This window comes from Lentzea sokolovensis (assembly GCF_033949975.1).
Lineage (GTDB): Bacteria > Actinomycetota > Actinomycetes > Mycobacteriales > Pseudonocardiaceae > Lentzea > Lentzea sokolovensis.
Map to the genome: position 1 here is coordinate 1,132,196 of NZ_JAXAVU010000004.1, position 26,334 is coordinate 1,158,529.

The window sequence follows — 26,334 nt, forward strand, 5'->3', positions numbered from 1 at the left end:
CAGCCATTGATCATGTGAGCGATAACATCGCGGCCCGAACGGCGTTCGCGGCATCATCCAGCAGTGCTGTCCGAGCGTCGAATCACGTTCGATTCCTCGCAAAACCGCTAAAGTTAACGCTCACATTTAGCGTTGACGCTTGATGGACTCGTGGCTACGTTCCGTCTCGGGGCCGACGCGGGCAGTCCGGCTCCGCGCCGGCGGTGTGACTCGTTCCGAACCGCACCGCTTCGCCGAGCGACGGGAGCGTCCCCATGTCCTCATCGTTGAGTCGACGCAGGCTCTTCCAAGCCGCGGGTGTGGCCGCCATCGCGACCACGGCGCCGTCACTGATGGCGGGTTCCGCACAGGCGGCCTCGGTGCCGCCGGTGCGCACCGACGCCGGAGTGTCGGCCTACGCGTTCGACCTGTCCGAGGTCCGCCTCACGCAGGGCCGATGGCTGGACAACCAGAACCGCACGCTGTCCTACCTGCGGTTCGTGGACGTCGACCGGCTGCTCTACAACTTCCGCGCCAACCACCGGCTGTCCACGAACGGCGCCGCCGCGCTGGGCGGGTGGGAGGCCCCGAACTTCCCGTTCCGCACGCACAGCCAGGGGCACTTCCTCACGGCATGGGCGCAGGCGTGGGCGGTCCTGGGCGACACGACGTGCCGTGACAAGGCGAACTACATGGTGGCCGAGCTGGCCAAGTGCCAGGCGAACAACTCGGCGGCGGGGTTCACCAGCGGTTACCTGTCGGGGTTCCCCGAGTCGGACTTCGACGCGATGGAAGCCGGTTCGCCCAAGTCGGTGTCGTACTACTCCCTGCACAAGACCCTCGCCGGCCTGCTGGACGCATGGCGCTACATCGGCAACACCCAGGCGCGCGACGTGTTGCTGCGTTTCGCCGGCTGGGTGGACTGGCGCACGGCCCGGCTGTCCTACAGCACGATGCAGAACGTCCTGGGCACGGAGTTCGGTGGCATGAACGCGGTGCTCGCCGACCTCTACCAGCAGACGGGCGACGCCCGCTGGCTGACGACGGCCCAGCGGTTCGACCACGCCGCGGTGTTCGACCCCCTCGCCGCCAACCAGGACCGGCTCAACGGCCTGCACGCCAACACCCAGGTGCCGAAGTGGATCGGCGCCGCCCGCGAGTACAAGGCGACCGGGACCACCCGCTACCGCGACATCGCCCTCAACGCCTGGAGCATCACCGTCGGCGCGCACACCTACGTCATCGGCGGCAACAGCCAGGCAGAACACTTCCGCGCTCCCAACGCAATCGCCGCGTACCTCAGCACCGACGCGTGCGAGGCGTGCAACACCTTCAACATGCTCAAGCTGACCCGTGAGCTGTGGCTGACCGATCCCGGCAAGGTCGCCTACTTCGACTACTACGAGCGCGCCCTGCTCAACCACCTGATCGGCCAGCAGAACCCGGCGGACCCGCACGGGAACATCTGCTACTTCACCGGCCTCAACCCCGGCCACCGGCGCGGCAACACCGGTCCCGCGTGGGGCGGCGGCAACTGGAGCACGGACTACGGCACGTTCTGGTGCTGTCAGGGCACCGCGCTGGAGACCAACACCAAGCTCGCCGACTCCGTCTACTTCTTCAACGGCACCACGCTCACGGTGAACCTTTACACGCCGTCGGTGCTCACGTGGTCGTCCCGCGCCATCACGGTCACCCAGACCACGAGCTACCCGGCGAGCGACACCACGACGCTGACCGTCACCGGCAACGCGGGCGGGTCGTGGACGATGCGGTTCCGCATCCCGGCCTGGACCACGGGCGCGACCATCAGCGTCAACGGCGTCGCGCAGAACGTGACCGCCACTCCCGGCACCTACGCGTCCCTGACTCGAACGTGGACGTCCGGCGACGTGGTGACACTGCGACTGCCGATGCGCGTGATCGCCCAGCCCGCCAACGACAACACCGGCGTCGTCGCGCTGACCTACGGCCCCGCCGTGCTCGCGGGCAACTACGGCAACACCAGCCTGTCCGCGTTGCCCTCGCTGAACGTCGGCTCCGTGACCCGCACCAGCACGTCGTCACTGGCGTTCACCGCGACGGCGAACGGAACGCAGGTCAACCTCGGGCCGTTCCACGACGCGCACGGCTTCAACTACACCGTCTACTGGAGCACCGGCGGTGGCGGCACGGCGAGCCACCGGCTGGTCAACACCGGCACCGGCATGGTGCTGGGGGTCCAGAACATGTCCACCGCGGACGGCGGTCTCGCCGTGCAGTGGCACGACAGCGGGACCGCCGACCACAACTGGCAGATGGTCACCGACGGGCCGGACGTCCGGTTCCGCAACGTCCACAGCGGCAAGGTGCTGGGCGTGGAGAACATGTCCACCGCGGACAACGCCCGCGTCCTGCAGTGGTCCGACAACGGCACGGCCGATCACAAGTGGACTCTCGTCGCTCAGGGCGACGGCACCTACAAGATCCGCAACGTGCACAGCGGGAAGCTGCTCGGCGTCCTCAACGGTTCCACCACCGCCGGTGCGCAGGTCGTGCAGGACTCGGACAACGGCAGCGCCGACAACCGGTGGAGCCTGGTCGCGAACTGATCCGCGGACGCGGCGGGGCCACTTCCGCGTGGCCCCGCCGTCCTCGAAGATCCGTTCCGGGCAGGCACCCGTCAGATGACCGCGCCCGTGACGGCCGCTCGCCTCAGGCAGGCGGCCAGTTCCGCAGCGCGGCGTCGGCCACCCGCTGCAGGTCCTCGCGCGCCGCGCCACCAGCCGCCTGCACGGCCATGCCGTTCCCGATCGTCATGACGTAGCGGGCGATCAGGTCCGGATCGGCGTCGCCGGGCAGGTCGCCCTCCTCGACGGCCCGCTCGAACCGGTCGCGCAGGAGCCCCTGGCCCCCGTTGCGCCACTCGGTCAGGATGTCGCGCGCGACCCGTCCGGTCTCGCCGACGGCCAGCGCGCCCTGCACTCCGAGGCAGCCGGCGGGGCATCCCGGCCGGGTGTTGGCGCGGACAGAGCCGGCGAGGAACGTCTCCGCGACCTCACGGGCGGTGGCCGCCTGCAGTGCTTCGACGGCGTAGGAGACCGTGCCTTCCGAGTAGCGCTGCAACGCCTTGCGGAAGAGCTCCTCCTTGTTGCCGAAGGCCGCGTACATGCTCTTGCGGGAGATCCCCATGCGCTCGGTCAGGTCGGTGAGGCTCGCGCCCTCGTACCCCTGCTCCCAGAAGACCACCATCGCCTTCTGGAGTGCCTCCTCGGCGTCGAACTCTCGCGGCCGACCGATCTGAGCCTTCTCCACGGCCACATCCTACCCTTCTGCACCGATCAGTGCAGAAGTGCTACGGTCGCAATATGCACCGATCGGTGCATAAAATCGTGGAGGTCAGGAAATGCGCAGGCTGGAAGGCAAGACCGCGGTCATCACCGGTGGCGGCACCCGAGGCATCGGCAGGGCCACCGCCGCACGGCTGGTCGAAGAGGGCGCGCACGTGTTCATCACCGGCCGCCGCAAGACCGAGCTGGACGACGCGGTGGAGGCCATCGGCCGGAACGTGACGGCGGTGCCGGGCGACATCACGAACCTGGACGACCTGGACCGGCTCTACGAGACGGTCACCGCGCGCGGCCAGGGGCTGGACGTGCTGTTCGCCAACTCGGCCACCGCGTCGTTCGCGACCATCGAGACGATCACCGAGGAAGACTTCGACACCGTCTTCGGCGTCAACGTGAAGGGCACGCTCTTCACACTGCAGAAAGCACTTCCGCTGCTCAACAAGGGCGCGTCGGTGATCATCAACGCCTCCACCGCCGCCGACAGGGGCACCGCCGGATTCGGCGCCTACGCCGCGTCCAAGGCAGCCCTGCGGACGTTCACGCGCACCTGGGCGAACGAACTCAAGGACCGCGGTGTCCGGGTGAACGCCATCTCCCCCGGACCGACCGACACCAACGGGATCACGGAGCTCGTGGGCGAGGAGAACACGGAGGCGTTCAAGGCGAACGAGGCCGCCCGGATCGCGATCGGACGCATGGGCCACGTGGACGAGGTGGCGGCCGCGGTGGCGTTCCTCGCCTCCTCGGACAGCAGCTTCATGCTCGGCGCCAACGTGTACGTCGACGGCGGCGAGAACCAGATCTGACCCTGGACGCCAGGAACTCGTCCGTGTGACACTTTGTCCAGCATCTGACATTTCGTTCAGTTCTGGAGATCACATGCGAGACGTTCCTGAACCCGGAGGCAGCACCGCGGACGCCGTGTTCGCCGCGTTGTCCCCCGTCATCGAGGGCATCGCGGCGACGTTCGGGCGAAGCTGCGAGGTGGTGCTGCACGACTACCGGGACCAGGAGCGGTCGGTCGTCGCGGTCGCCGGATCCGTCACGGGCCGGGAGGTCGGCGACGCGATGAGCGAGATCGGCCTGCGCGTCCTCGCCGCCGGGGACGAGGCCCGCAACGAGGTCGGGTACCTCACCCGCGCCCAGGACGGGCGGGTGCTCAAGTGCACGACGCTGCCGTTGCGCGACGTCGACGGGACGTTGATCGGCGCGTTGTGCGTCAACATCGACGTCTCGGCGATCAACCGCGCGACCGGAGTGCTGTCGGACCTGCTCGGCCTGTCCGCGTTGGAGGAACCGACCGCGTCCACGAACTTCTCCGGCGACCTGGACCAGGTGGTCGAGTCCCTGATCGAACGCGCCGAACGTGCGCACGCCGTTCCGGTTGCGGCGCTGGGACGTGACGAACGGCTGGTGCTCGTCCGGTCGCTGAACGAGGCCGGTGTCTTCGCGTTGCGCGGCGCGCCGGGGCGTATCGCCCAACGGCTGGGCATCTCGCGCACCGGCTTGTACAACGACCTCGCCGAGTTGAAGAAGGACACCCCGTGACCGACAGCCCCGCCTTCATCAGCGAGTCCGAGTCGGCGGCCCTCGTCGACGACGACCTCGCACTGGCCGCCGCACGCGAGGCGTTCCTGGCCACCGCGACGGGATCGACATTCCCGGTCGTGATCGGGCAGTCGTTGCCGCACAACAGGTTCACCCTCAAGTCCGGCGCCGCGGGCGACCTCGTCGGCGTGAAGATCGGCAGCTTCTGGCCCGGCAACGTCGACTTGCCCCGGCACAGCTCGACGATCGTGCTGCTCGATCCCGCCACCGGCAGGCTGAGCGCCGTCGTCGAGGCCGCGGCCGCCAACGCCTACCGCACGGCCGCCGCCGACGCGCTCGCCGTGGACACGCTGGCCCGCAAGGACTCCCGCACGCTGACCGTGATCGGAACCGGGCACCAGGCCCTGCACGAGGTCCGCGCCGTCAGCCGGGTGCGGCCGATCGACCGGGTCCTCGTCGTCGGCAGGCGTGCTGACGCGGCACAGGCGTTCGCAGCGGAAGTGACCGCCGTGACCGGTCTGAAAGCCGAACCCGTCGACGCCAGGACCGGGGTCGCCGCGGCGGACGTGCTCGTCACGGCGACGACCGCCCGCGAGCACCTGTTCGACGCGAGTTGGGTCGCGCCGGGCACGCACATCTCCGCCATGGGGGCCGACGGTCCCGGCAAGCAGGAGCTGCCGGTCGCGCTGTACGACCGCGCCTCGCTGTTCTGCGACCTTCCCGAGCAGTCCCGGACCATCGGCGAGTTCCAGCACGCCCACCCCGTGCCGGTCGCGCTCGGCGCCGTGCTCGCCGGAGACGCCGCAGGGCGGACCTCGCCGGAGGACGTGACGGTGTTCGACAGCTCCGGATTCGCCCTGCAGGACCTCACTCTCGCCGCCGCCCTGCTGCGCCGCCGCGCCGCTTCCCCGGGAGACTCCGAATGACCACTGTGGACACCCCGTTCGCCCTGATCGACACGGACCGGCTGGACCGCAACGCGGCCCGGCTCCGCGACCACCTGCACGGGCTCGGCGTGCCGTTGCGGCTGCACGTCAAGACGTCCAAGTCCGTCGATTTCGCGCGACGGGTCCATGCGGATGGGCCGATCACGGTGTCCACCCTCGCCGAGGCCGAGCACTTCGCCGACGCGGGCTACCGGGACGTGCTCTACGCCGTCGGCATCGACCCGCACAAACTGCCCCGCGTCGCCGCACTTCTGCGTCGCGGTGTGACGCTCACCGTGCTGCTCGACACCGTCGAACAGGCCGAGGCGCTGACCCGGTTCGCAGCCGGGGAGAACCTCCGGATGCCGGCCCTGATCGAGATCGACTGCGACGGGCACCGGGGTGGCATCGCACCTGCCGATCCCGCTCTCGTCCACATCGGACGGTCGCTCGGCTCGCACCTCGCCGGCGTGCTCACCCACGCGGGCGAGTCCTACTTCGCTCACACCCCAGAGGCGTTGCGGCAGGCCGCCCAGAACGAGCGGGACGTCGCCGTCGCCGCCGCGGAGGCCTTGCGCGCCGCCGGACTGCACTGCCCGATCGTCAGCGTCGGCTCGACACCCACCGCGCACGCGGCGACCGATCTGGCGGGCGTCACCGAGGTCCGCGCCGGCAACTACGTCTTCTTCGACCTCGTCATGGCGGGCATCGGCGTCTGCGGCCTCGACGACCTCGCGCTCTCGGTGGTCGTCACGGTGATCGGCCACCGGCACGACAAGAACTGGGTGCTCACCGACGGCGGCTGGATGGCCACGTCACGGGACCGCGGCACGCAGGCGCAGGCCGTCGACCAGGGTTACGGACTCGTCGCCGACGAGCACGGCGACCTGATCCCCGACCTGCTCATGACCGGGGCGAGCCAGGAGCACGGCGTCCTGAGCACGCGGGACGGCAGGCCGGTACCCGATCTGCCCATCGGAACCCGCCTGCGGATCCTGCCGAACCACGCGTGCGCCACCGCCGCCCAGCACGACCGCTACCACCTCGTCAGCGGCACCACGTGGAGCCGCCTGCGCGGGTGGTGACGGATCACGCCGTCGGATCGGCGCCGAGCGCGAGGGCGAGCAGGTCGCCCAGCTGGTCGAGCTGATCCGCCGAGAGGTTCCGGAAAGAGGTGTCCAGGACACCGTCGGCGAGGTCCTGACCAGCGGCGAGCAGCCTCTCCCCCTCCGCGGTGAGCCGGTGCCGCACGGGACGCCCCGGCCCCGGCACCCGTTCGATGAGCCCGCGGTCGGCCATCCGCGTGGCCAGCGACCCGAACGACTGGTCGGTCTGGAAGGTCAGCACCGCGAGGTCGTGCAGTGACGCGTCCGGGTTGCGGGCCAGGTGCCGCAGCGTGTCCCACTGCACCAGCGAAAGTCCGAGCGGCGCGAGCGCCTGACTCATCGTTCGGTGGTGGCGGTGCTGCAGGCGCTTGACGGCCAGGCCGACGTCGGCGGGACGGTGAGGCATGCGAGCCAGCCTACCCGACTGAGGACAGGTTGCTTATATAAGCATCCTTATCTAAGGTTCCTTATATGACTTCCGAACTGACCCTGCTGGACCTCGACCACACCCGGACGTTCCTCCTGCTGCACGGCGGCGGTGGCGTGCCGACGATGGCCGGTTTCGCCCACCTGCCCGCCGAACGCGCTCACGCACGGGTGCTGCTGCCCACGCACCCCGGTTTCGGCGGCACGCCGAAACCGGACGACCTCACCGGCGTCACCGGCCTGGCCAGGACCTACGTCGACCTGCTCGACCGCCTCGATCTCACGGGCGTCACCGTGATCGGCAACTCCTTCGGCGGCTGGGTGGCCGCCGAGATCGCGCTGCTCGGCAGCCCGCGGGTGAGCAGCGCGGTGATCGCCAACGGGATCGGCGTCGAGGTCGACGGCCACCCGATCACCGACGTCCGCGGCCTCTCCCCGGCGGAACTGCGGAACCTCTCGTGGCACGACCAGAGCAAGGCGCCGCAGCAGGCGACCGGCCCAGGCCCGGACGTGCAGGCGCTGATCGGCTACACCGGACCGGCGATGGCGGATCCGACCCTCGCCAAGCGGCTCGGCCAGACCCCGGTGCCTGTCCACGTGGTGTGGGGCGAGAGCGACGGTCTCGTCTCCCCCGAATACGGCAAGGCGTTCGCCGCCGCGATCCCGCGGTCGACGTTCACCCTGCTGCCCCGCACCGGGCACCTGCCCCAGGTCGAGTCACCCGAGGCACTCCTCGACGCGTGCTCTCAGTTCGGTGACGGCACCTGGCCGGGCTCGCGCCGCAGGTCGTCCAGCCCGCCGCGGACGTCGTCGATGGTGATCTGCTCCGCGGCGGCCGAGTCGCCGGCGCGCAGGGCCCGGACGAGCGCGCGGTGGCTGGTGTAGCGGTCGAGACCGAACCGGTGGTTCGCGAGCACCCGGTCCAGCATCCGCGTCCGGCGTTCCGCCCGCGTGAACACCCTGGTCTGCTCCAGCAGTCGAACCAGAACGGCGTTGCCCGCACAAGCGGCGACGGCGTCGTTGAAGCGCTGCATGGTGTCCAGCAAGGTGTTCAGGTGCTTCTCGACCGGGCGGCCCTCGGCGTCGCGCTGCTTGATGACGATCAACAGGTCGTCCGCCTCGTCGAGAACGTCGTCGAGTTCGTCGAGCTGGGCGGTGGTCGCGTGACGGGCGGCGAACCGGGCGATGAGCCCGCGCAGCGCGATCTCGACCTCGGCGAGGTCCTCGACCGCGGAGGCGCCGATGTCCGCGACGACGACCGTGCGCGGACCGGTCCTGTTGATCAGGCCGTCCTGTTCCAACCGCCGGATGGCCTCCCGGACCGGCGTGGGGCTCATCGACAGCCGTTCGGCGAGGCCGCGTTCGGTGATCTTCTCGCCGGGGGCCAGGTCACCCGCGCCGATGGCCTCCTGGACCGAGCGGTACGCCCGGCCTGCCAGCGTGTCGGACTGGGGATCCTTGTCGGCCATCACGAGCACCGATACTACGACAAGCACCTAAGCTATTGCTTGCTAATTTTGCTATAGCATCCTAAGTTCGTGGACGCCGCGACGTTCCCGAGCCAACGGAGGCTTCCCGATGTCGTCACTCGCCGCGCCGGTCGACCGGCGGCTCACCAGGCGCATCACGTTCTTCGTGGCGCTCGCCGTGTTCGCGCAGGAGACGACCTGGGACTTCTACGACGCCCAGGTGCCGCCGCTGCTGCGCGAGCACATCGCCAGCACCGCGATCGTCGGCCTGCTCATGGGCATGGACAACCTGCTCGGCATCTTCGTCCAGCCCTGGATCGCGAACCGCTCGGACAACACCCGCACGCGGTGGGGCCGCCGGATTCCCTATCTCGCGGTGGGCATGCCGCTCGCCGCCGTGCTGTTCGTCTTCATCCCGCTGGCGACCGCGTTGCCGGCGCTGATCGCGGTCATCTTCGTCTACTCGTTGGTGGGCAACAGCTTCAAGCCGATCGCCCAGGCGTTGCTGCCGGACTTCATCGAGCCGGAACGCCGGGGCAGGGCCAACGCGGTGGTGAAGATCGCCTCCGGCCTGACGGTCATCGTGTCCGCGCTCGTCAGCGCGTTCATGGTGGACGACCACCCGAAGCTCGCGTTCACCGTCCCCGCCCTGATCATGCTGGTGAGCACGGCCGTTCTCGTCTCGCGGGTCCGCGACAACACGTCGAGGGGCTACCAGCTCGCGCTCACCGAGGACGTCCACGACGAGACGTCCGCACGCCTGCGCGACCTGGCGAGGGACATCCTGCGCGACCCCGACCGCAGCCGGCTTCTCGTCGTCACCGCGGTCCTGCTGTTCGCGTCCGCCTGGTTCTCCTCGCGGTCGTTGTTCACCCCGTACGGCATGGAAACCCTTGCCCTGTCCCGGGGTGAGGCGGGCTCGCTCACGTTCCCGAGCGGCGTCGCGTTCCTCCTCGCCGCCTATCCCGCCGCGTTGCTCGCCGAACGCATCGGGCGCATCCGGACGATGACGATCGGGATGGTCGTCTTCGGCGTCTCCCTCGCGTTCGGGAGCCTCGTGCCGACTCCCACCACCACGGTCGTCGCCTTCTGCGTCGCGGCCGCCGGAGCGTCCGGATTCCTGATCAACGCCGCCGTCGTCCTGTGGAACCTGGCGCCGTCCGCCCGCGTGATCGGCGTGTACACGGGCCTGTACACGGTGAGCTGGGCGGCCGGTGGATTCATCGGACCGGGAGTGGTCGGCGCGATGGTCGACATCACCGGGTGGCGCTACATGCTCCTCGACATCGCCCTGATCACCGCGCTCGCCACCGCCGTGATCCTGCGCGTCGCCGTCCTGAGCCGACGTCGCTCGGTCTCGCTGTAGAAAGGAAAACCGCACATGAGCGCTCCTATCGGAGCTGTCCGCGTCCTGACGCCCACAGGCATGCTCGGCGCAGGCTTCACCCAGTCCTCCGTGGACCGCGGACTGGAGCTGGGCGCCGACGTCATCGCCGTGGACGGCGGCTCGACGGACTCGGGCCCGCACTACCTGGGTTCGGGCACCGCCAAGACGACCGCCGCGGCCGTCGCCCGCGACCTGCGGATCCTGCTCCGCGCCGCCGCGCAGGCCCGCATCCCGCTCATCGTCGGGTCCTGCGGCACCAGCGGCACCGACTCCGGCGTCGCCTGGGTCGCCGGGATCGTCGAGGACGTCCTGTGCGAGGAGAAGCTCGACCTGTCCGTGGCGACGATCTTCAGCGGGCAACGTGCCGACTTCGTCAAGCGGCGTCTCCGGGAACGCGCGGTGCATCCGCTGGCACCGTCCGCCGCACTCGACGAGACCACTGTGGACAGCTGCACCCACATCGTCGGAATGATGGGCCACGAACCGATCGAGGAGGCCCTGCGCGCCGGAGCGGACGTGGTGCTCGCGGGCCGCGCGACCGACACCGCCCTCGCCGCCGCCGTCCCGTTGATGAGGGGCATGCCCGCGGGTCCGGCGTGGCACGCGGCGAAGATCGTCGAATGCGGTGGCCAGTGCACGACGAACCCGCGCGCGGGCGGCGTTCTCGCCACGATCGACCACACCGGTTTCACCATCGAACCGCTCGACCCCGACGCCGCCTGCACACCGATCTCCGTTGCCGCGCACATGCTCTACGAGACGGTGAACCCGTTCCGGATGCGCGAGCCCGCAGGCGAACTGGACGTCACCGAAGCCACCTACACGGCCCTCGACGAACGGCGCGTGCGCGTCGAAGGCTCACTGTTCCACCCGGCCGACCAGCACACGGTCAAGCTGGAGGGCGCCCGGATCACCGGCTACGAGACCATGTCGTTCACGGCCATCCGCGACGAGCACATCCTCGCGAACATCGAGGACTGGACCGACCTGTTCGTCAAGGTCTTCACCGCCCGCGTCGAGCAGACCCTCGGCCTCGACAGCGCCGACTACTCCTTCGACCTGCGCCGCTACGGCCACGACGCCGTGCTGGGCTCGCTCGAACCGGCCACCCGTCCCCCGCGCGAGATCGCCGTGATGCTGCTGGTCCGCGCCGCCACCCAGGAGCTCGCGACGGCCGTCGCCAAGGTCGCCAACCCGTTGATGCTGCACCTGCCGACCCCGGACATGGCCTACCTGCCCAGCCTCGCGTTCGCGACCTCCCCCGCCGAGACCGAACGCGGCCCCGTCTACGAGTTCGTGCTCAACCACGTCGTCGACACCCGCACCCCCACCGAGATGTTCCGCATCGAGCACCGGAAGGCCGTTGTCCATGACTGAGCAGCCCGCGCAGACGTTCGGCGACATCGCACTGGAGGTCCGTTCCAAGAACGCCGGACCGTTCTGGGTCACGATGGAACTGTTCATGCGCAACCCCGCGGACTACGCGCTGGCGGCCGCGCCGGAGATCATCAACGAGGACGCCATCGCGTTCCTGTACGGCGTGCGCGCCGAGGACGTCCAGATCTTCCGGATCCCGTCGCTGAACGTCGTCAAGATCTCGTTCCCGCGGCCCGTTCCCCAGGGTGGACTGCTGGACCGCGACATCCACGCCGGGCAGCACCACGTCCCACTGGCGTCGCTGCCTATTCCACCGAGCACTTCAGGCCGTTGAACGAGAACGTCGTCGGCGGTGTGTGAGTGCCGCGGGAGCTGCCGTTGAACCCGATCTGCACCGACGCGCCCGCCGCGATCTGCTGGTTGTAGTTCGCGTTCGTGGCGCTGACGATCGGCCCGTACTGCCGTCCGGTGGCGTTCCACATGTCGCGGATGCCGTCCCCGTTCGCGAAGACCCAGAGCAGCGTCCAGCCGTTCACCGCCGCGGTGCCGGTGTTGCGCACGGTCACACTCGCCTGGAACCCGCCCTGCCACTGCCCGGTGACCCGGTAGGCGATCGCACACGCCTTCGCCGGCGGTGGCGGGGTCGTCGTGCGCGGTGGTGGCGGCGGGGCCTTGGTCGTCGTTGTCGTGGGAGGAGCGGGTTCGGTCGTGTCGGAGCCCTCGCACGGTGGGCCCCACAACCCTCGCTTGGCCGCGGTGGCCTCGTCCCGTGCCGCGATCATCGGCCCGCCGTCGACGCCTTCCGGCTTCAGCGCACCCTGCCGCACGGCGAGCACCGCGTAGTCGGTCCCGTCCTCCAGCTCCAGGTTCACCTCGCCGGGCGTCAGTGCGGTGAACCGGACGGAGCTCGCCAGCAGCGTCGACCTCGCGAAGTCCAGCGCGGCTTTCGCGAAGCACTCCTTCGGTTCCGCCAGCAGGGCGATGCGGACCTTCGTGCCGTCGGCGAACTCGACGGTGCGGCCGTCGACCACATCGCGCACGACGGTCAGCACGTCCTGCGGCGGCACCACCTCGTTGACCAGCGTCGGCGGCTTCAGCGGGGTCTGGGGCACTGGCGCCGGCGCCGCGGGCTCGGCCGAACACGCACCGACCAACAACACCGACAACACCAGCAGGTGCCTGCGCGCCACCATGACCCCCGACTGTCCACCCGACACGGAAGTCGCTTGGCACGAAACGATTCGTGCACCGTCCTCACGCGACTCACTGCTGGACTGTCGGCCGGGGTGATCAGCGCGTTACCGCGCGGTGCGTGCGGTTCCTCGGCAGACCACGTGGAACTGACGGCTCAGTAGACGAACCGGCGCACGTCGTCCGGCTGGATGACGAGCCGGACCTGTTCCGCGCCGAGGATTTCGGCGAGGTCGTCGACGCGGGACGGGTCGTCGGCGTCCCAGTAGCGGGCAGCCAGGCGTTCGGCCAGTTCGTGCGCTCCGTCGGTCTCCACCGTGACGGGGCCGGAGATCGCCAGCCAGCGCTCGCGCTCCCCCACGGGGGCGGCGACGACGATCGAGGCGCGGGGATCGCGGCGCAGGCGGCGGACCTTCAGCGAGTTCGGGTCGGTGAACAGCTGGATCGTCCCCTCGGCCGTGGCCTCGAACCACACCGGCCGCGGCTGCGCCGGCACCGGCCCCGCCGCGACGGACAGGAACCCGTACAGCGGGCGGCTCAGGAACTCCAGATCCTCGGTGGTCAGCGAATCGCTCATGAGTCCGATTGAACACGGCCGGATCACGACCGGTACATGGCCGAGAAGCCGCATCACCTGTCCAATCGTCTAGATCAGCGCCCCGATCCAGGCGATGACGAGCAGGAACCCCACGACACCGGCGAACTGCCACAGCACCAGGTCGAAGCTCTTGCGCACACCCGTCTCCGCTGGCACGGGGTCCGGACGGTGCCGCTCGATCTCCTCCCGGATCCGGTGCTGCACCCGGCTTCCGTTCAGGGAGCTCGCGACGGAGAACGCGCCGGCGGCGACGTTGATCCGCTCGCCCGAAGTGGTGACGAGGTGGACCTCGCGTTCCGACTCGATCGACGCGAGGTCGGCCCACGGCACCCAGTACGCGCGGAACCAGTTCACCACCAGCACGCCGGAGCCGTAGATCTTCACCGCCGCGTGCGCGCCGACCATCCACACGAACCAGGTGATCGGCGCGATGATCGCGACGAACTCCAGCCGCTGCGCGAACCCGTTGCCGGGGAACGGGGTGAGCAGCACGTACACGGTCGTGACCAGCATGCCCAGCGTCACCGTCCAGCTGAGGACGCTGTCGAACTTCCTGCGCAGCACCACTGCCGCCCTGCCCCGGCTCATGGCCACACGATAGGACTTGTCCATGAACCTGGAGACCTTCATTGATCCCGGACTCGCCGTGCACGTCGAGGAGTCGCGCCGGACGAACGCCGAGCGGGGTGTCCGGCGCGGCCCGGGCAACGCGGACGAGCTGCGGAGCTTCAGGGTCGCCCCAGCCGAGGACAACACCGTGGTCGAGGCTCGCGGCCGCGAGGTGCCCGTCCGGATTCTGAGGCCGGAGGGCACGCCCCGCGGGGTCTACCTGGACTTCCACGCCGGCGGCTTCTTCATGGGTTCCGCGGCGCAGGACGACGCCCGCAACCAGCGGCTCGCGAACGCGGTCGGCGCCGTCGTCGTGAGCGTCGACTACCGGCTCGCCCCGGAACACCCCTGGCCGGCCGCTCCGGACGACGCCGAGACGGCCGCGCTCTGGCTCCTCGACCAGGCCGGGGAGCGGTTCGGCACGGACCGGATCGTCATCGGGGGCTTCTCGGCGGGATCCACCCTCGTCGTCACCACGCTGCTGCGGCTGCGCGACCGGGGCGAGGTGGCCCGGGTGGCGGGCGCGGTCCTCCAGGCCGGCACCTACGACCTGAGCGGGCTGACCCCGGCCGGCCGGTCGATCGCGGACGAGTACTTCATCGAGGCCTACGCGGGCCACGTGCGGGACAGGACGAACCCGGACATCTCGCCCGTCTTCGGTGACCTGCGCGGACTGCCGGAGTTCCTCATGGTCGTCGGCGACCAGGACGTGATCCTGGAGGACAACCTGGCCATGGCGGCCCGCATCGTCGGGGCGGGCGGCGAGGTCGACCTCAAGATCTACCCGGAGTCGCGACACGGCTTCACCAACCGGGACAACGGCATGGCGCGGGCCGCCTGGCACGACATCGAGCAGTGGCTCGCGGCCAGGTTCTCCTAGACTCCGGCCAACAGTGATCAACACGAGGTGGCGACATGAAGCTGGGCGATGTCACGCGGACCGCTCTGGCCTGCGTCCGGATCTTCAACGGCGCGCTGGGCCTGGTCGCCGCCGAACGGATGGCGAAGAGCCTCGGCGACGAACTGGGTGACGACAAGCGGTTCGTCTACCCGGCCCGCATGTTCGGCATCCGCACGCTCGTCCTCGGCGTGGACCTGCTGACGTTGAAGAGCGGTGACGCGAACGCACGGCGGGTGCTGCGGCAGGCCGTGCTCATTCACGCCACGGACACCGCCGCCGCTGTCTACGCCGGTAAGCGCGGCGAACTGCCGGCCAGGGCGGCGAAGCTGACCACGATCATCTCCGCCGTCAACACCGGGCTGGCCGTCGTGTCGCTGCTCGCCGCCGAGAAGGACAGCTGATCGGAGGGCGGCCGTGACGGTCGAGATCGCGCTGCTCGGAGAGGTGAGCGCGCGGGTCGACGGCCACCCCGTCGAACTGGGGCACGCGCGGCAGCGGTGCGTGCTGGCGGCGCTGGCGATCGACGTCGGCCAGGTCGTGACCGTGCGGCAGCTCGTCGAACGCATCTGGGGCGCCGACCCGCCACAGCGGTCGCGGGCCACGCTGCACAGCTACCTCTCCCGGTTGCGCCACGCCTTCGCGGGCGCCGTCACGCTGGCCGGCCGGCCCGCCGGATACGTGCTCGTCGCGGACGAGTCCACTGTGGACCTCGCGCGGTTCCGGAAACTCCGCGAGAAGGCCCGCGGGCACACCGACGACGTCGGCGTCCTCACCGAGGCCTTGGCGTTGTGGCAGGGCGAACCGCTGACCGGCATCGGCGGCGACTGGGCCGACGACGCCCGCGACCGGCTCACCGCTGAACGCACCTCCGCCGAACTCGACCTGTTCGACGCGCGCCTGCGGCTCGGTCAGGGCCCGGAGCTGCTCGCGGCGATCTCCGCCTGTGCCGCGCAGAACCCGCTGGACGAACGCGTTGCCGCACAACACATGCGGGCTCTCGCGCAGGCGGGCCGGATCTCCGAGGCCCTGGAGGAGTTCCGCGCCGTCCGCGTCCGGCTGATCGGCGAACTCGGCGCCGAACCGAGCCGGGAACTCCGTGACCTGCGCGAGAAACTGCTGATCAGCGAGCCCGAACCACGCCACGTCGTGCCGAGGCAGCTGCCGTCCGCGCCGGCGCAGTTCATCGGCCGCGAGCAGGACCTGACCGACCTGGACGACGCGATGCGCACGGCCGGCGTGGCGACGATCGCGGGCGCGGGCGGCATGGGCAAGACGTGGCTCGCGTTGCAGTGGGCGCACCGCAACCTGCACCGCTTCCCCGACGGCCAGCTGTTCGTGGACCTGCGCGGGTTCAGTCCCGACGAGACGCCGATGGAACCGGACGTGGCCATCCGCGGGTTCCTGCACGCGCTCGGACTCGACGTCGGCGCCGTTCCGCCCGATCCACCGGCCAGAGCCGCGTTGTTCCGCGACCTCACCGCGCGCCGGCGCCTGCTCGTGGTCGTCGACAACGCGGCCGACGCCTCTCAGGTCGTACCGGTCCTGCCCGGCGGCGACACCTGCCGGGTGCTCGTGACCAGCCGGAACCGGCTGCCAGGGCTCGGCGCGAAAGCCGTAGGCCTGGAGGTGCTCGCCGAGGACGACGCGAGCACGTTGCTGGCGGCACGCATCGGCGCGACCAGACTGAGCGCCGAACCTCTCGCCGTGGCCAGGCTGATCGTGCTGTGCGGCGGGCTGCCGCTCGCGTTGAGCATCGTGGGCGCGCGGATCCTGACCGAACCCGACCTGTCGCTCGCCGCCATCGCCCGGCAGCTCGAGGAGCTCGGGCTCGGCGCGCTCGACGCGGACCCGAGCGTCAGCGTGCCGGTCGTGCTGTCGTGGTCGTACCGGGCGCTGACCGACCGGCAGCGGGACCTGTTCGCACTGCTGGGCATCGCGCCCGGCGAGGACATCGGCCTGACCGCGGTGGCCAGTCTCGCCGCTCTGTCCGTCGAGGACGCACGAACGACGTTGCGGGAGTTGGAACAGGCGTCGCTGGTGTCGATCGGCACCGGGTTCCGCGCCAGGACGCACGACCTGGTCCGGGCCTACGCGGCCGCACAGGCCAAGCACACCGACCACGACGAGGCGTTGCGCCGCCTGGTCGACCACCACGTCCACACCGCGCACGCCAACGACCGGCTGATCGACCCGCACCGCCCGTTGATCACCCTCGACGGCCCGGCTCCAGGAACGCACATCACCGCCGCCGCGGACAAAGCCGGTGCGCGTGCGTGGTTCGACGCGGAACGGGGCACGCGCCTGGCCGTGCAGCAGGCCGCCGCCTCTCACAACTGGCGCGACAAGGTCGTGCTGCTGGCGAGGGTCTCGCACGCGTACCACCAGCAACGCGGCCACCTCGACGACGAACTGGCCATGTGGCAGACGGCCATCGACGCGGCGAAGGACCCGGCGGACCGGGCCGTCGCGCACCGGATCATGGGCGGCAGCCTCGGCCAGGTCCAGCGCTACGACGAGGCCCAGCACCACCTGAGCGAAGCGCTCACCCTCGCCGAACAGGTCGGTGAGGCACTGCCGCTCGCCGACGCGCACGGCACGGTCGCATGGCTGTGGGCCAGCAGGTCGGACTACGGACGCGCCTTCGAGCACGCCAAGGCCGCCCTCCCGCACTACGAGAAGTCCGGCAACAAGATGCTGATCGCCATGGCGCACAACAACATCGGGCACTGCGCGGCGGAGGTCGGCGACACCGCGCAGGGCCGCCTGTCCGCCGCCAAAGCCCTCGAACTGTTGCACGAACTGGGCGACCGGCACGGTGAGGCGACCGCCGTCGACACCCTGGCCCGCGTCGAGCACCAGAGCGGTAACCACGCGGCGGCGATCACCCACTACGAGCGAGCGATCGAGCTGTACCGGACGGCGGACGACGACTACGGCACCGCCAACACGTTGATGAACCTCGGCCACACCCACCTCGCGCTCGGACAGTCCGACCAGGCCGCCGAGGTCTGGCAACGGGCGCTGGGCCTGCTCGAACAGCAGGGCCGCGAGGAGGAGGCCGGACGCCTGCGCGAGCAACTCCAAGCCTGAACGCCAACTGACGACGTGGGTGCGTGCCCGCGGAAAGCACCGGGGGCACGCACCACATCGGACGGATCTTCTAACCGAAGTTCACGTCACTGCACCACATGTAGGCCTGGTCCAGGTGCGACGCCTGCCAGATCGTGAACACGATGTGGTGTCCGCGGTAGGCGCCGGAGGTCTGGACGTTGAACGTGATGTCCTTGGCAGGGGCGTACCTGCCGGTCTGCGTGATGAAGTCCAGGTTGCCCCACCCGAGTCTCTGAGTGGTGGGGTCGTACCCGTTCTTGCTCACGTAGACCCTGAAGTAGTCGGCACCATGAGTGGCCTGGTCGTACAGGTGCATCGAGAAGGTGCTGCCGACGTTGGTGGTCTTCCACTGGCCAGGTGTGTTCAGGGAGTTGTTGCGGGAGAGGGCGTTGCTGCAGAGCTGCCCGTCCGGGGTCGCCCCCTGGTAGTTTCCGCCGAGCCCGTCCCGCAGCGCGCTCATCCAGTTCCACATGGTGTCGGCGTTGGCCTGGAAGGCCTGCCAGCACATGGGATCCTGTTGCTGCATAGCGGGATTCGTGTGCTGGCTGCCCCAGGTCTTCCAGCACTGGTAGGCGCGGGTCGCGGGGCCGACGATGGTGCCGTGCGCCGAAGCCGGCGGGGCCCAGAGGACGGTGCAGGCCAGCATGCCGACGATCACGGCGATGATGCCTCTACGTCTGGCGACGGAACCGGAGGTAGTGTGCAGACGCATGGTTGAGCCTCCATTCTCCGATGATCGAGCAACAGCGATCGATCTGGGAGCGCTCCCAATTTCACCTTATCCGTCACCCTCCGAGATCGCAACGGTGCATTGAGTGACAGACGCGGCCACCCCGCCCCGGAGACACCGTCGGACCTCGGTCAACCAACCTGACATCGCGTCCTGAGGTTTCCACACTCCCCCAAAGCGTTCGACTCGATTCGACTGTCGAATGTGGACGGCCACGGCCCGCACGAAGACTCCGAACGCAGTCTTGACCCTCGACGACCAGAACAGGAGTCTGGGAGCGCTCCCAGATCCGTCGACGAGGACGTGATGCGCATGGCAAGGCGCCGGCTTCTCCTGGTGGCCGCGCTCGTCGCGGCCGGACTACCGGCCGTGGCGACCACGGCGTCCAGTGCTCCCGACGCCACGGTCGTGGTCAACGCGAGGGCGGGGCTGGCCACCGTGCCGGACACCGCTCTCGGCGTGAACCACGCGATCTGGGACAGCCAGCTCGGCACGAACGCGGTGGCCGACCTGCTCGGGGACGCGGGCGTGCGGATGATGCGCTACCCGGGCGGTTCGTACGGCGACATCTACCACTGGAAGGACCACACGGCCCCCGGCGGGTACGTGGCACCGAACACGGACTTCGACACGTTCATGTCCGGTGTGCGCCGGGCTCAGGCGCAGCCGATCATCATCGCGAACTACGGCACCGGCACGCCGCAGGAGGCTGCCGACTGGGTGCGCTACGCCAACATCACCAAGGGGTACGGCGCGAAGTACTGGGAGATCGGCAACGAGCTCTACGGCAACGGCCACTACGGCTCCGCGTGGGAGGCGGACGACCATCCCGACAAGAGTCCCGCCGGCTACGCCAGGGAAACCGTGGCCTACGCACAGGCGATGAAGGCGGTCGACCCGACGATCAAGATCGGCGCCGTGCTCACCACACCGGCGAACTGGCCGGACGCGATCGTCGCCGCCGGTGACGCCGCGAACTGGAACCAGACGGTGCTCTCGATCGCGGGCCCGCACGTGGACTTCGTCGTCGTGCACTGGTACCCCAGCGGGTCGACGGCGGCGGAGACGATGGCGAGCGCGGACCAGGTCGCCGACATGACGTACCTGCTGCGTCAGCAGATCGCCCGCTACGCCGGGCCGGACGCGGAGCGCATCGGGATCGCCATGACCGAGCTGAACACCACGTACGGCCGGAACACCCAGCCGGGCGCGCTGTTCGCGGCCGAGGCCTACACCTCGTTGCTGGAGAACGGCGTGTTCACCGTCGACTGGTGGAACACCCACAACGGTCCCGGCAGAGCGTCCACCGTGGCCGGTCAGCCCGACTACGACGACTTCGGCCTGCTCTCCAGCGGAACCTGCCTGGAGGACGGCGCGTGCGAGCCACCGCTGAACACCCCGTTCGCGCCGTACCACGCGCTCAAGATGCTGAGCCTGTTCGCCCGCCCCGGTGATCAGCTCGTCCGGGCGGGTTCCGGTGACCCGTCGGTCCGGGCGCACGCGGCACGCCGGCCGAACGGCGATCTCGCGGTGTTGTTGCTCAACTCCGACCCGGACAACGCACGCACGGTCGCCATCGACTACGCCGGTTATGCGCCGTCCACCGCCTCGCCGACGGTCCACACGTTCACCAACGGTGCCACCGAAATCTCGACCTCGACCGACGGCGACGTGCTCAGCCGGACGCTGCCGCCGTTCTCGCTCACGACGCTCGTCCTGCACCCGTCCGCTCCGGCCCGGCTTCCCGCCGCACCGGGACGACCGGCCTCGGCCGAGGTCACCGACCGGACCGCGACGATCACCTGGCCTCCGGTTCCCGGCGCCGTGAAGTACGAGGTCCACCGTCAGCTCGGCACGACCGGGGAGCAGTGGGGCGAGACGTCCGGCACCTCGTTCACCGTCGGCAACCTCAACCCCGGCACCAGGTACACGGTCAACGTGCTGGCGCGCACCGCCGCGGGTGCCGTGTCCTGGGCCTCTCCCCCGCTCACCGTCACCACCGGCAGCCCCGCCCAGAGCACCTGCGCGGTGCGACTGTCCACGGTGTCCGACTGGAGCAGCGGCTACGTCGGCGGCATCGACATCACCAACACCGGCACCCACCCGATCTCCGACTGGACGCTGACGTTCGACTGGCCCACCGGGCGCCAGCAGGTGGGGTCGGGCTGGAACGCGACGTGGACCCAGACCGGGAACGCGGTCACCGTCACGGGATCCACCCGCATCGAACCGAACGCGACCGTCGGCGTCGGGTACGTCGGCAACTACACCGGGCCGAACATCCCGCCGGCGGCGTTCAGGCTGAACGGAACGCTCTGCCGCACGGCGGCATGAACCTCTTGTGCTCAAAGGAGAGCGGATGAAGCGGCGGAACAAGGTTCTGGGCGCGCTGCTCGCGGCTGTGACAGCCGCGAGCGCGATGGTCGCCATCGGCACGACCGGCCAGGTCACGGCAGTGGCGGCGGGCGGCACGGGCACCGGGTACCTGCACACCAGCGGGAGCAGGATCCTGGACAGCACCGGCGCGACGGTCCGGCTGACCGGCATCAACTGGTTCGGGATGGAGACCGACAACAAGACCTTCCACGGCCTCTGGGCCAGCGTCACGTGGCGACAGCAGCTCGACCACATGGCGCAGCTGGGCTACAACACCCTTCGCATCCCGTTCTCCAACGACGCGCTGAAACCCGATGCCAGGGCCACCGGCATCAACGACTACACCAACCCCGACCTGGTGGGACTGTCACCGTTGCAGATCCTCGACAAGGTCATCGACCACGTGGGCCAGAAGGGGATGCGCGTCATCCTCGACCGGCACCGGCCGACCAGCGCCGGCCAGAGCGCCCTCTGGTACACGGCGGGCGTCCCGGAGAGCACCTGGATCAACGACTGGAAGATGCTCGCCCAGCGCTACGCGGGCAACACCACGGTCATCGGCGCCGACCTGCACAACGAGCCGCACGCCGAGGGCACCAACCCGGCCGCGACCGGTTCGTGCTGGGGCTGCGGCGACACCGCCCGCGACTGGCGGCTGGCCGCCGAACGCGCGGGCAACGCGATCCTGGGTGTGCAGCCGAACTGGCTGATCTTCGTCGAGGGCGTGAGCTGCCCGAGCGGCGGACTGTCGAACGTCTGGGACGGCGACCCGTCCAACGACGAGGACTGCGGCTGGTGGGGTGGGAACCTGTCGAAGGCGGGCGAGTTCCCGGTGCGCCTGTCCGTGCCCGGCCGGTTGGTGTACTCCCCGCACGAGTACGCCACGTCGGTCTACAACCAGCCGTGGTTCAGCGCTCCGAACTACCCGGCGAACATGCCTGCGATCTGGGACAAGTACTGGGGCTACCTGTACAAGCAGAACATCGCGCCGCTCATGATGGGCGAGTTCGGCACCACGCTGGCCAACCCGGTCGACAAGGTGTGGCTGGAGAACCTGATGGCCTACACCGGGACCGGCGTCAACGGCATCTCGTTCACCTACTGGTCGTGGAACCCCAACTCCGGTGACACCGGCGGCATCGTCGGTGACGACTGGACCACGGTGAACCAGGCGAAGCAGAACATCCTCCAGCCCTACCTCATCCCGCCCGCGGGTGGAGGTCCCGGCCCGACGACGACCACGACCACCTCCGGTGGTGGCACGGGCGGCTGCAAGTCGGCCTGGAAGCTGGACAACTCGTGGCAGGGCGGCTTCCAGGGCGCGCTGACCGTCACCAACACGGGGACGAGCGCCGCCAATCCGTGGACCGTCGCGTTCACGCTGCCCAGCGGCGTCACCATCTCCAACGGCTGGAACGGCACCTTCAGCCAGACCGGTGCCACGGTCACCGTGACCGGGCCGTCGCACAGCCCGTCTCTGGGTGCGGGAGCGGCGGTATCGCTCGGTTTCACCGCCAACGGCACGGCAAGCGCTCCCTCGGCCGTCACGCTCAACCAGGCGGCCTGCACCACCTGACAGCCTCGGCCGCGGTGCTGTGCGGGCACCGCGGCCGGGGTTCCCGCCTACGGGGACCAGGGACACTCACGGGCGCGAACAACCCCCTGGCCGGGGAAGTCTGACTCCTGCACACAGCATCACGAGGAGCGGACGACATGCCCACCATCACCCTGACCCAGCAGACCACCGCGACGCCCGAGCAGTTCGTCGCCGGGCTCACCGACTTCGGCCCCGGCCGCGCGGACCTGTTCCCCAACAGCGCCGACGCCGACCTGCGGGTGCACGACCGGGGCGACACGTTCGCCGACGTCACCGAGGGGTCCGGCGGCATCTGGGAACGCCTGCACTACGACTGGTCCGACGTCAGCCGAGTCGTGCTGACCACCGTCGACTCCAACGTGTGGGGCGGACGGTCCGGCCACAACTACACGTTCACCAAGCAGGCCGACGGAACGACGCTCGTGCACGCCCACGTGGTGCGCGAGGGCAAGAACTTCAAGGGGAAGCTGCTCGGGCTCTCGCTCGGGTTGCTCGGCAAGAAGGTGCTCGGCGGGGCTCTTGAGAAGACCGTGAGGGCCATCGAGACCAGGGGTTAGGTAAGGGTGCCCTAGGTCAATGCGACGGGCGGGAGCTAACGTAACCCGTCGTGAGCATGGTCGTGGAGCAACGCGGGCTCGAACCCGCGCCGGCGCTGGAGAGCCCGCACCGGCGGCGGCGTCTCGGGCTGGTGGGTCTGCTGGTGTTGCTGGCCGTGGCGTCGGTGCTGTCACTGGTGATCGGCGCGCGGTCGCTCAGCCCGGCCGAGGTGTGGCAGGGGCTGTTCGGCGACGCCGGCGGCGACCAGCGGCTCACCGAGATCACGCTGATCGTGCAGACGCTGCGCATACCGCGGACGGTGCTGGCGCTCGTGGCGGGCCTCGCGCTCGGCGTCGCGGGCGCGTTGATCCAGGGGCACACCCGCAACCCCATCGCGGACACCGGTCTGCTCGGCGTCAACTCCGGGGCGTCGTTCGCCGTGGTGCTCTCGGTCTACCTGTTCGGCCTGCAGAACCCGGTCCAGTACATGTGGTTCGCGTTCCTCGGCGCCGCGGTGGCGGGCGTGGTGGTGTTCGGGCTGTCGAGCCTCGGCCGCGGCTCCGGCAACCCGCTCACGCTCGCGTTGGCGGGCCAGGGCGTCACGGTGTTCCTGGCCGCGATGACGACCGCGGTGGCGTTGGGCGACAAGCAGACGCTCGACGTGTTGCGGTTCTGGAACGCGGGCTCGGTGCAGGGCGTCGGGTGGAACGTGATCGTGGTCGCGGCGATCTTCGTCGGCGTCGGACTCGTCCTGGCGCTGATCAACCTGCCGGTGCTCAACCTGCTCAACCTCGGTGACGACGTCGCGCGCGGCCTCGGCGTGAACATCGCGGCGGGACGCACCGTCGGCGTCGTCGCCGTCACGCTGCTCGCGGGTGCGGCGACGGCGGCGTGCGGGCCGATCGCGTTCCTCGGCCTGATGGTCGCGCACATCGCGCGGTGGCTCACCGGACCGGACTACCGCTGGCTCGTGCCGTACGCGGGGTTGCTCGGCGCGGCCGTGCTGCTGGTCGGCGACATCGCGGGACGGCTCGTCGTGCGGCCGGCCGAACTGCAGGCCGGCATCGTCATCGCCCTCCTCGGCGCCCCGTTCTTCGCGGTGCTGGTCTGGCTCGGGAAGTTCAGGCAGGCATGATCAAGGCACCCGAAATGCACCGCGGCCTCCGCGTCGGCGGCTGGTCCTGGGTCTGGCGGCCGTGGGCCGTGCTCGTCACGGTCGTGCTGGCGGCGCTGACGTTCCTGATCTTCTGCGTGTCGATCTCGATCGGCGACTTCACGATCGAGCTACCCGCCGTGATCAGGACGCTGTTCGGGCAGGGCGAGCGGGTCGACGAGTTCGTGATCATGGACCTGCGGATGCCGCGCGCCCTGGTCGGTCTCATCGCCGGCGTCGCGCTCGGGATCTCCGGCGCGCTCACGCAGTCGATCGCCCGCAACGCACTGGCCAGCCCGGACGTGCTCGGCATCACCGGCGGCGCCAGTGCGACCGCGGTCTTCGTCGTGACGGCCGGTGGCGGCACGGCGATCGGCGGCGCGATGGGGCTGCCGGCGGCGGCGCTGACCGGCGGGCTGCTGACGGGCCTGCTCGTCTACTTCATGGCGTGGAAGAAGGGCATCGACGGGTTCCGGTTGATCCTCATCGGCGTCTCGGTCAGCGCGGTCATGCAGGCGCTCACGACGTGGCTGCTGGTGCTGGCCGACATCCGCGACGTCGCCCGCGCGCAACGCTGGCTCGTCGGGTCGCTCGACTCGCGGACGTGGACCGAGGTCTGGACGACGCTCTGGGTCACGATCGCGCTGGTCGTCGTCGTGATGGTGGTCGCCTTCCAGCTCCAGCCGATGCACTTCGGCGACGACGTCGCGGCCGGACTCGGCGTCCGGTACTCGGCCGTGCGCGCCGTCCTGCTGTTGTGCGCGGTGCTGCTCGCGGGCGTCGCGGTGTCGGCCGCGGGCCCGGTGCCGTTCGTCGCGCTGGTCGCGCCGCAGATCACCATGCGACTGCTGCGCTCCCCAGTGCCGCCGCTGCTGGCGTCCGGTCTGTTCGGCGCGCTGCTGCTGATCGGCTCGGACCTGCTGGCACGCAGCGTGCTGCCCAACGACCTGCCGGTGGGCGTCGTCACGGCGATCATCGGCGGACCGTTCCTCGTCTACCTGCTGGTGCGCGCGAACGTGAAGCGCGCGGCCTGAGGTAAGCCTCCGTTAAGTAAGGTTGACCTATGACCGCGCTGCGCAACGATGCCGCCCGACTGGGCGCCGAGGGCGTCACGGTCGGGTACGCCGACCGGGTCGTGCTCGACAACCTGGACGTCGCCATCCCCGCCGGGGTGATCACGACGGTCATCGGCCCCAACGGCTGCGGCAAGTCGACGTTGCTGCGGACGCTGTCCCGGCTGCTCAAACCGCGCCAGGGCAAGGTGCTGCTCGACGGCGGGGACATCGCGCGACTGAAGACCAAGGACGTCGCGAAGCGGATGGGCCTGCTCCCGCAGACCCCGATCGCGCCGGAGGGACTGACGGTCGCCGACCTGGTGGCCCGCGGCCGGCACCCGCACCAGAGCTGGGTGCGCCAGTGGTCGAGCGACGACGCCGATGTCGTCGCCAAGGCGTTGCACATGACCGGTGTGGCAGATCTGGCCCACCGCCCGGTCGACTCGCTGTCCGGTGGGCAGCGGCAGCGGGTGTGGATCTCCATGACGCTCGCCCAGGGCACGGACCTGCTGCTGCTGGACGAGCCGACGACCTACCTGGACCTCGCGCACGCGATCGACGTGATCGACCTCGTCGACGACCTGCACGAGGGCGGCTGCACGATCGTCATGGTCCTGCACGACCTGAACCTGGCCGTCCGCTACAGCGACAACCTGATCGTGATGAAGTCCGGATCCATCGTCGCGCAGGGACATCCCAGCGACGTGATCACCAGCGACCTGTTGCTGGACACGTTCGGCCTGCAGGCGAAGGTCATCGACGACCCCGTGAGCGAGCGTCCGCTGATCGTCCCGATCGGCCGGACCCACGTGGTATCGAAGAGTGACCAAACCGAAGTTAGCCTGCCCTAACCGGGTGATAAGGTTCGGCTGTCCTAATTTCCCCCGCCGCGTGGGCAGCGAAGAACGAGGTGCCGAATGGGCCAGAGA

The 26,334-nt window shown here is 69.8% G+C and carries 24 protein-coding genes and 1 pseudogene; 18 read left to right on the forward strand and 7 right to left on the reverse strand.

Annotated elements, in window-relative coordinates:
- The first annotated feature begins 254 nt into the window (after positions 1–254).
- Complete coding sequence (locus SK854_RS10435; protein ID WP_319974814.1) at positions 255–2,570, forward strand: beta-L-arabinofuranosidase domain-containing protein; 2,316 nt, start codon at positions 255–257, stop codon at positions 2,568–2,570.
- A gap of 103 nt (positions 2,571–2,673) precedes the next feature.
- Here SK854_RS10435 and SK854_RS10440 read toward each other — a convergent pair whose 3' ends face one another.
- Positions 2,674–3,273: a TetR/AcrR family transcriptional regulator gene (locus tag SK854_RS10440; RefSeq protein ID WP_319974815.1), complete on the reverse strand. Its 600-nt coding sequence runs from the start codon at positions 3,271–3,273 to the stop codon at positions 2,674–2,676.
- Between the two features lie 91 nt (positions 3,274–3,364).
- On the opposite strand from SK854_RS10440, the gene SK854_RS10445 reads away from it, so the two are divergent.
- The 4 genes from SK854_RS10445 to SK854_RS10460 all read left to right on the forward strand — a co-directional run bounded on the left by SK854_RS10445 (position 3,365) and on the right by SK854_RS10460 (position 6,867).
- Positions 3,365–4,114 carry an SDR family NAD(P)-dependent oxidoreductase gene (locus SK854_RS10445; RefSeq protein ID WP_319974816.1) on the forward strand — a complete coding sequence of 250 codons (750 nt, stop codon included), beginning with the start codon at positions 3,365–3,367 and terminating at the stop codon, positions 4,112–4,114.
- A gap of 73 nt (positions 4,115–4,187) precedes the next feature.
- Positions 4,188–4,856, forward strand: a complete 669-nt coding sequence (locus tag SK854_RS10450) for a helix-turn-helix transcriptional regulator (protein WP_319974817.1) — start codon at positions 4,188–4,190, stop codon at positions 4,854–4,856.
- On the forward strand, positions 4,853–5,782 hold the full coding sequence (locus tag SK854_RS10455; RefSeq protein WP_319974818.1) for an ornithine cyclodeaminase family protein: 930 nt from the start codon (positions 4,853–4,855) through the stop codon (positions 5,780–5,782). The genes SK854_RS10450 and SK854_RS10455 overlap by 4 nt, the downstream gene beginning before the upstream one ends.
- Positions 5,779–6,867 carry an alanine racemase gene (locus SK854_RS10460; protein ID WP_319974819.1) on the forward strand — a complete coding sequence of 363 codons (1,089 nt, stop codon included), beginning with the start codon at positions 5,779–5,781 and terminating at the stop codon, positions 6,865–6,867. The genes SK854_RS10455 and SK854_RS10460 overlap by 4 nt, the downstream gene beginning before the upstream one ends.
- Positions 6,868–6,871: 4 nt before the next feature.
- Here the strand turns inward: SK854_RS10460 and SK854_RS10465 are convergent, their stop codons facing one another.
- Entirely contained in the window at positions 6,872–7,294 is a 423-nt protein-coding gene (locus tag SK854_RS10465; RefSeq protein WP_319974820.1) for a MarR family winged helix-turn-helix transcriptional regulator, read from the reverse strand.
- 65 nt (positions 7,295–7,359) lie between these two features.
- Between SK854_RS10465 and SK854_RS10470 the strand changes: the two are divergent.
- Positions 7,360–8,043, forward strand: a pseudogene (locus tag SK854_RS10470) (alpha/beta fold hydrolase); the annotation flags it as partial.
- A 17-nt stretch (positions 8,044–8,060) separates the two neighbouring features.
- On the opposite strand, the gene SK854_RS10475 reads toward SK854_RS10470, so the two are convergent.
- Positions 8,061–8,810 carry a GntR family transcriptional regulator gene (locus tag SK854_RS10475; RefSeq protein ID WP_406601748.1) on the reverse strand — a complete coding sequence of 250 codons (750 nt, stop codon included), beginning with the start codon at positions 8,808–8,810 and terminating at the stop codon, positions 8,061–8,063.
- An 82-nt stretch (positions 8,811–8,892) separates the two neighbouring features.
- Here SK854_RS10475 and SK854_RS10480 point away from each other — a divergent pair, with 82 nt between their 5' ends.
- From SK854_RS10480 to SK854_RS10490, 3 genes are read left to right on the forward strand one after another with little or no spacing between them, the layout of a single operon-like run.
- Positions 8,893–10,149, forward strand: coding sequence for an MFS transporter (locus tag SK854_RS10480; RefSeq protein ID WP_319974822.1), 1,257 nt, complete (start codon positions 8,893–8,895; stop codon positions 10,147–10,149).
- Between the two features lie 15 nt (positions 10,150–10,164).
- Positions 10,165–11,547, forward strand: coding sequence for an acyclic terpene utilization AtuA family protein (locus tag SK854_RS10485; RefSeq protein ID WP_319974823.1), 1,383 nt, complete (start codon positions 10,165–10,167; stop codon positions 11,545–11,547).
- Positions 11,540–11,881: a DUF4387 domain-containing protein gene (locus SK854_RS10490; protein WP_319974824.1), complete on the forward strand. Its 342-nt coding sequence runs from the start codon at positions 11,540–11,542 to the stop codon at positions 11,879–11,881. Before SK854_RS10485 ends, SK854_RS10490 begins: the two co-directional genes overlap by 8 nt.
- Here SK854_RS10490 and SK854_RS10495 read toward each other — a convergent pair.
- The 3 genes from SK854_RS10495 to SK854_RS10505 form a co-directional block, all read right to left on the reverse strand.
- Positions 11,853–12,740 carry a cellulose binding domain-containing protein gene (locus SK854_RS10495; protein WP_319974825.1) on the reverse strand — a complete coding sequence of 296 codons (888 nt, stop codon included), beginning with the start codon at positions 12,738–12,740 and terminating at the stop codon, positions 11,853–11,855. The genes SK854_RS10490 and SK854_RS10495 overlap by 29 nt on opposite strands.
- Before the next feature lie 155 nt (positions 12,741–12,895).
- Complete coding sequence (locus SK854_RS10500) at positions 12,896–13,315, reverse strand: pyridoxamine 5'-phosphate oxidase family protein (RefSeq protein ID WP_319974826.1); 420 nt, start codon at positions 13,313–13,315, stop codon at positions 12,896–12,898.
- Between the two features lie 69 nt (positions 13,316–13,384).
- Positions 13,385–13,924, reverse strand: coding sequence for a PH domain-containing protein (locus tag SK854_RS10505; RefSeq protein ID WP_319974827.1), 540 nt, complete (start codon positions 13,922–13,924; stop codon positions 13,385–13,387).
- Positions 13,925–13,946: 22 nt separating this feature from the next.
- Between SK854_RS10505 and SK854_RS10510 the strand changes: the two genes are divergently transcribed.
- The 3 genes from SK854_RS10510 to SK854_RS10520 are packed head-to-tail and all read left to right on the forward strand — an operon-like array spanning position 13,947 to position 17,936.
- On the forward strand, positions 13,947–14,825 hold the full coding sequence (locus tag SK854_RS10510; protein ID WP_319974828.1) for an alpha/beta hydrolase: 879 nt from the start codon (positions 13,947–13,949) through the stop codon (positions 14,823–14,825).
- Between the two features lie 35 nt (positions 14,826–14,860).
- Positions 14,861–15,247 carry a hypothetical protein gene (locus SK854_RS10515; RefSeq protein ID WP_319974829.1) on the forward strand — a complete coding sequence of 129 codons (387 nt, stop codon included), beginning with the start codon at positions 14,861–14,863 and terminating at the stop codon, positions 15,245–15,247.
- Between the two features lie 13 nt (positions 15,248–15,260).
- Positions 15,261–17,936, forward strand: a complete 2,676-nt coding sequence (locus SK854_RS10520; protein ID WP_319974830.1) for an AfsR/SARP family transcriptional regulator — start codon at positions 15,261–15,263, stop codon at positions 17,934–17,936.
- 70 nt (positions 17,937–18,006) lie between these two features.
- On the opposite strand, the gene SK854_RS10525 is transcribed toward SK854_RS10520, so the two are convergent.
- On the reverse strand, positions 18,007–18,669 hold the full coding sequence (locus tag SK854_RS10525) for a lytic polysaccharide monooxygenase auxiliary activity family 9 protein (RefSeq protein ID WP_319974831.1): 663 nt from the start codon (positions 18,667–18,669) through the stop codon (positions 18,007–18,009).
- Between the two features lie 330 nt (positions 18,670–18,999).
- Here SK854_RS10525 and SK854_RS10530 point away from each other — a divergent pair, with 330 nt between their 5' ends.
- The 6 genes from SK854_RS10530 to SK854_RS10555 all read left to right on the forward strand — a co-directional run bounded on the left by SK854_RS10530 (position 19,000) and on the right by SK854_RS10555 (position 26,256).
- Positions 19,000–21,021, forward strand: coding sequence for a cellulose binding domain-containing protein (locus tag SK854_RS10530; protein ID WP_319974832.1), 2,022 nt, complete (start codon positions 19,000–19,002; stop codon positions 21,019–21,021).
- A 25-nt stretch (positions 21,022–21,046) separates the two neighbouring features.
- Positions 21,047–22,639 (forward strand): cellulase family glycosylhydrolase, encoded by a 1,593-nt coding sequence (locus SK854_RS10535; RefSeq protein WP_319974833.1) that lies wholly within the window; start codon positions 21,047–21,049, stop codon positions 22,637–22,639.
- A 137-nt stretch (positions 22,640–22,776) separates the two neighbouring features.
- Positions 22,777–23,217, forward strand: coding sequence for a hypothetical protein (locus tag SK854_RS10540; RefSeq protein ID WP_319974834.1), 441 nt, complete (start codon positions 22,777–22,779; stop codon positions 23,215–23,217).
- A gap of 56 nt (positions 23,218–23,273) precedes the next feature.
- Entirely contained in the window at positions 23,274–24,332 is a 1,059-nt protein-coding gene (locus SK854_RS10545; protein WP_319974920.1) for a FecCD family ABC transporter permease, read from the forward strand.
- Positions 24,329–25,384: a FecCD family ABC transporter permease gene (locus SK854_RS10550; RefSeq protein ID WP_319974835.1), complete on the forward strand. Its 1,056-nt coding sequence runs from the start codon at positions 24,329–24,331 to the stop codon at positions 25,382–25,384. Before SK854_RS10545 ends, SK854_RS10550 begins: the two co-directional genes overlap by 4 nt.
- Before the next feature lie 29 nt (positions 25,385–25,413).
- A complete protein-coding gene (locus SK854_RS10555) occupies positions 25,414–26,256 on the forward strand; it encodes an ABC transporter ATP-binding protein (RefSeq protein ID WP_319974836.1) in 843 nt (280 codons plus the stop codon).
- Positions 26,257–26,334: the final 78 nt, after the last annotated feature.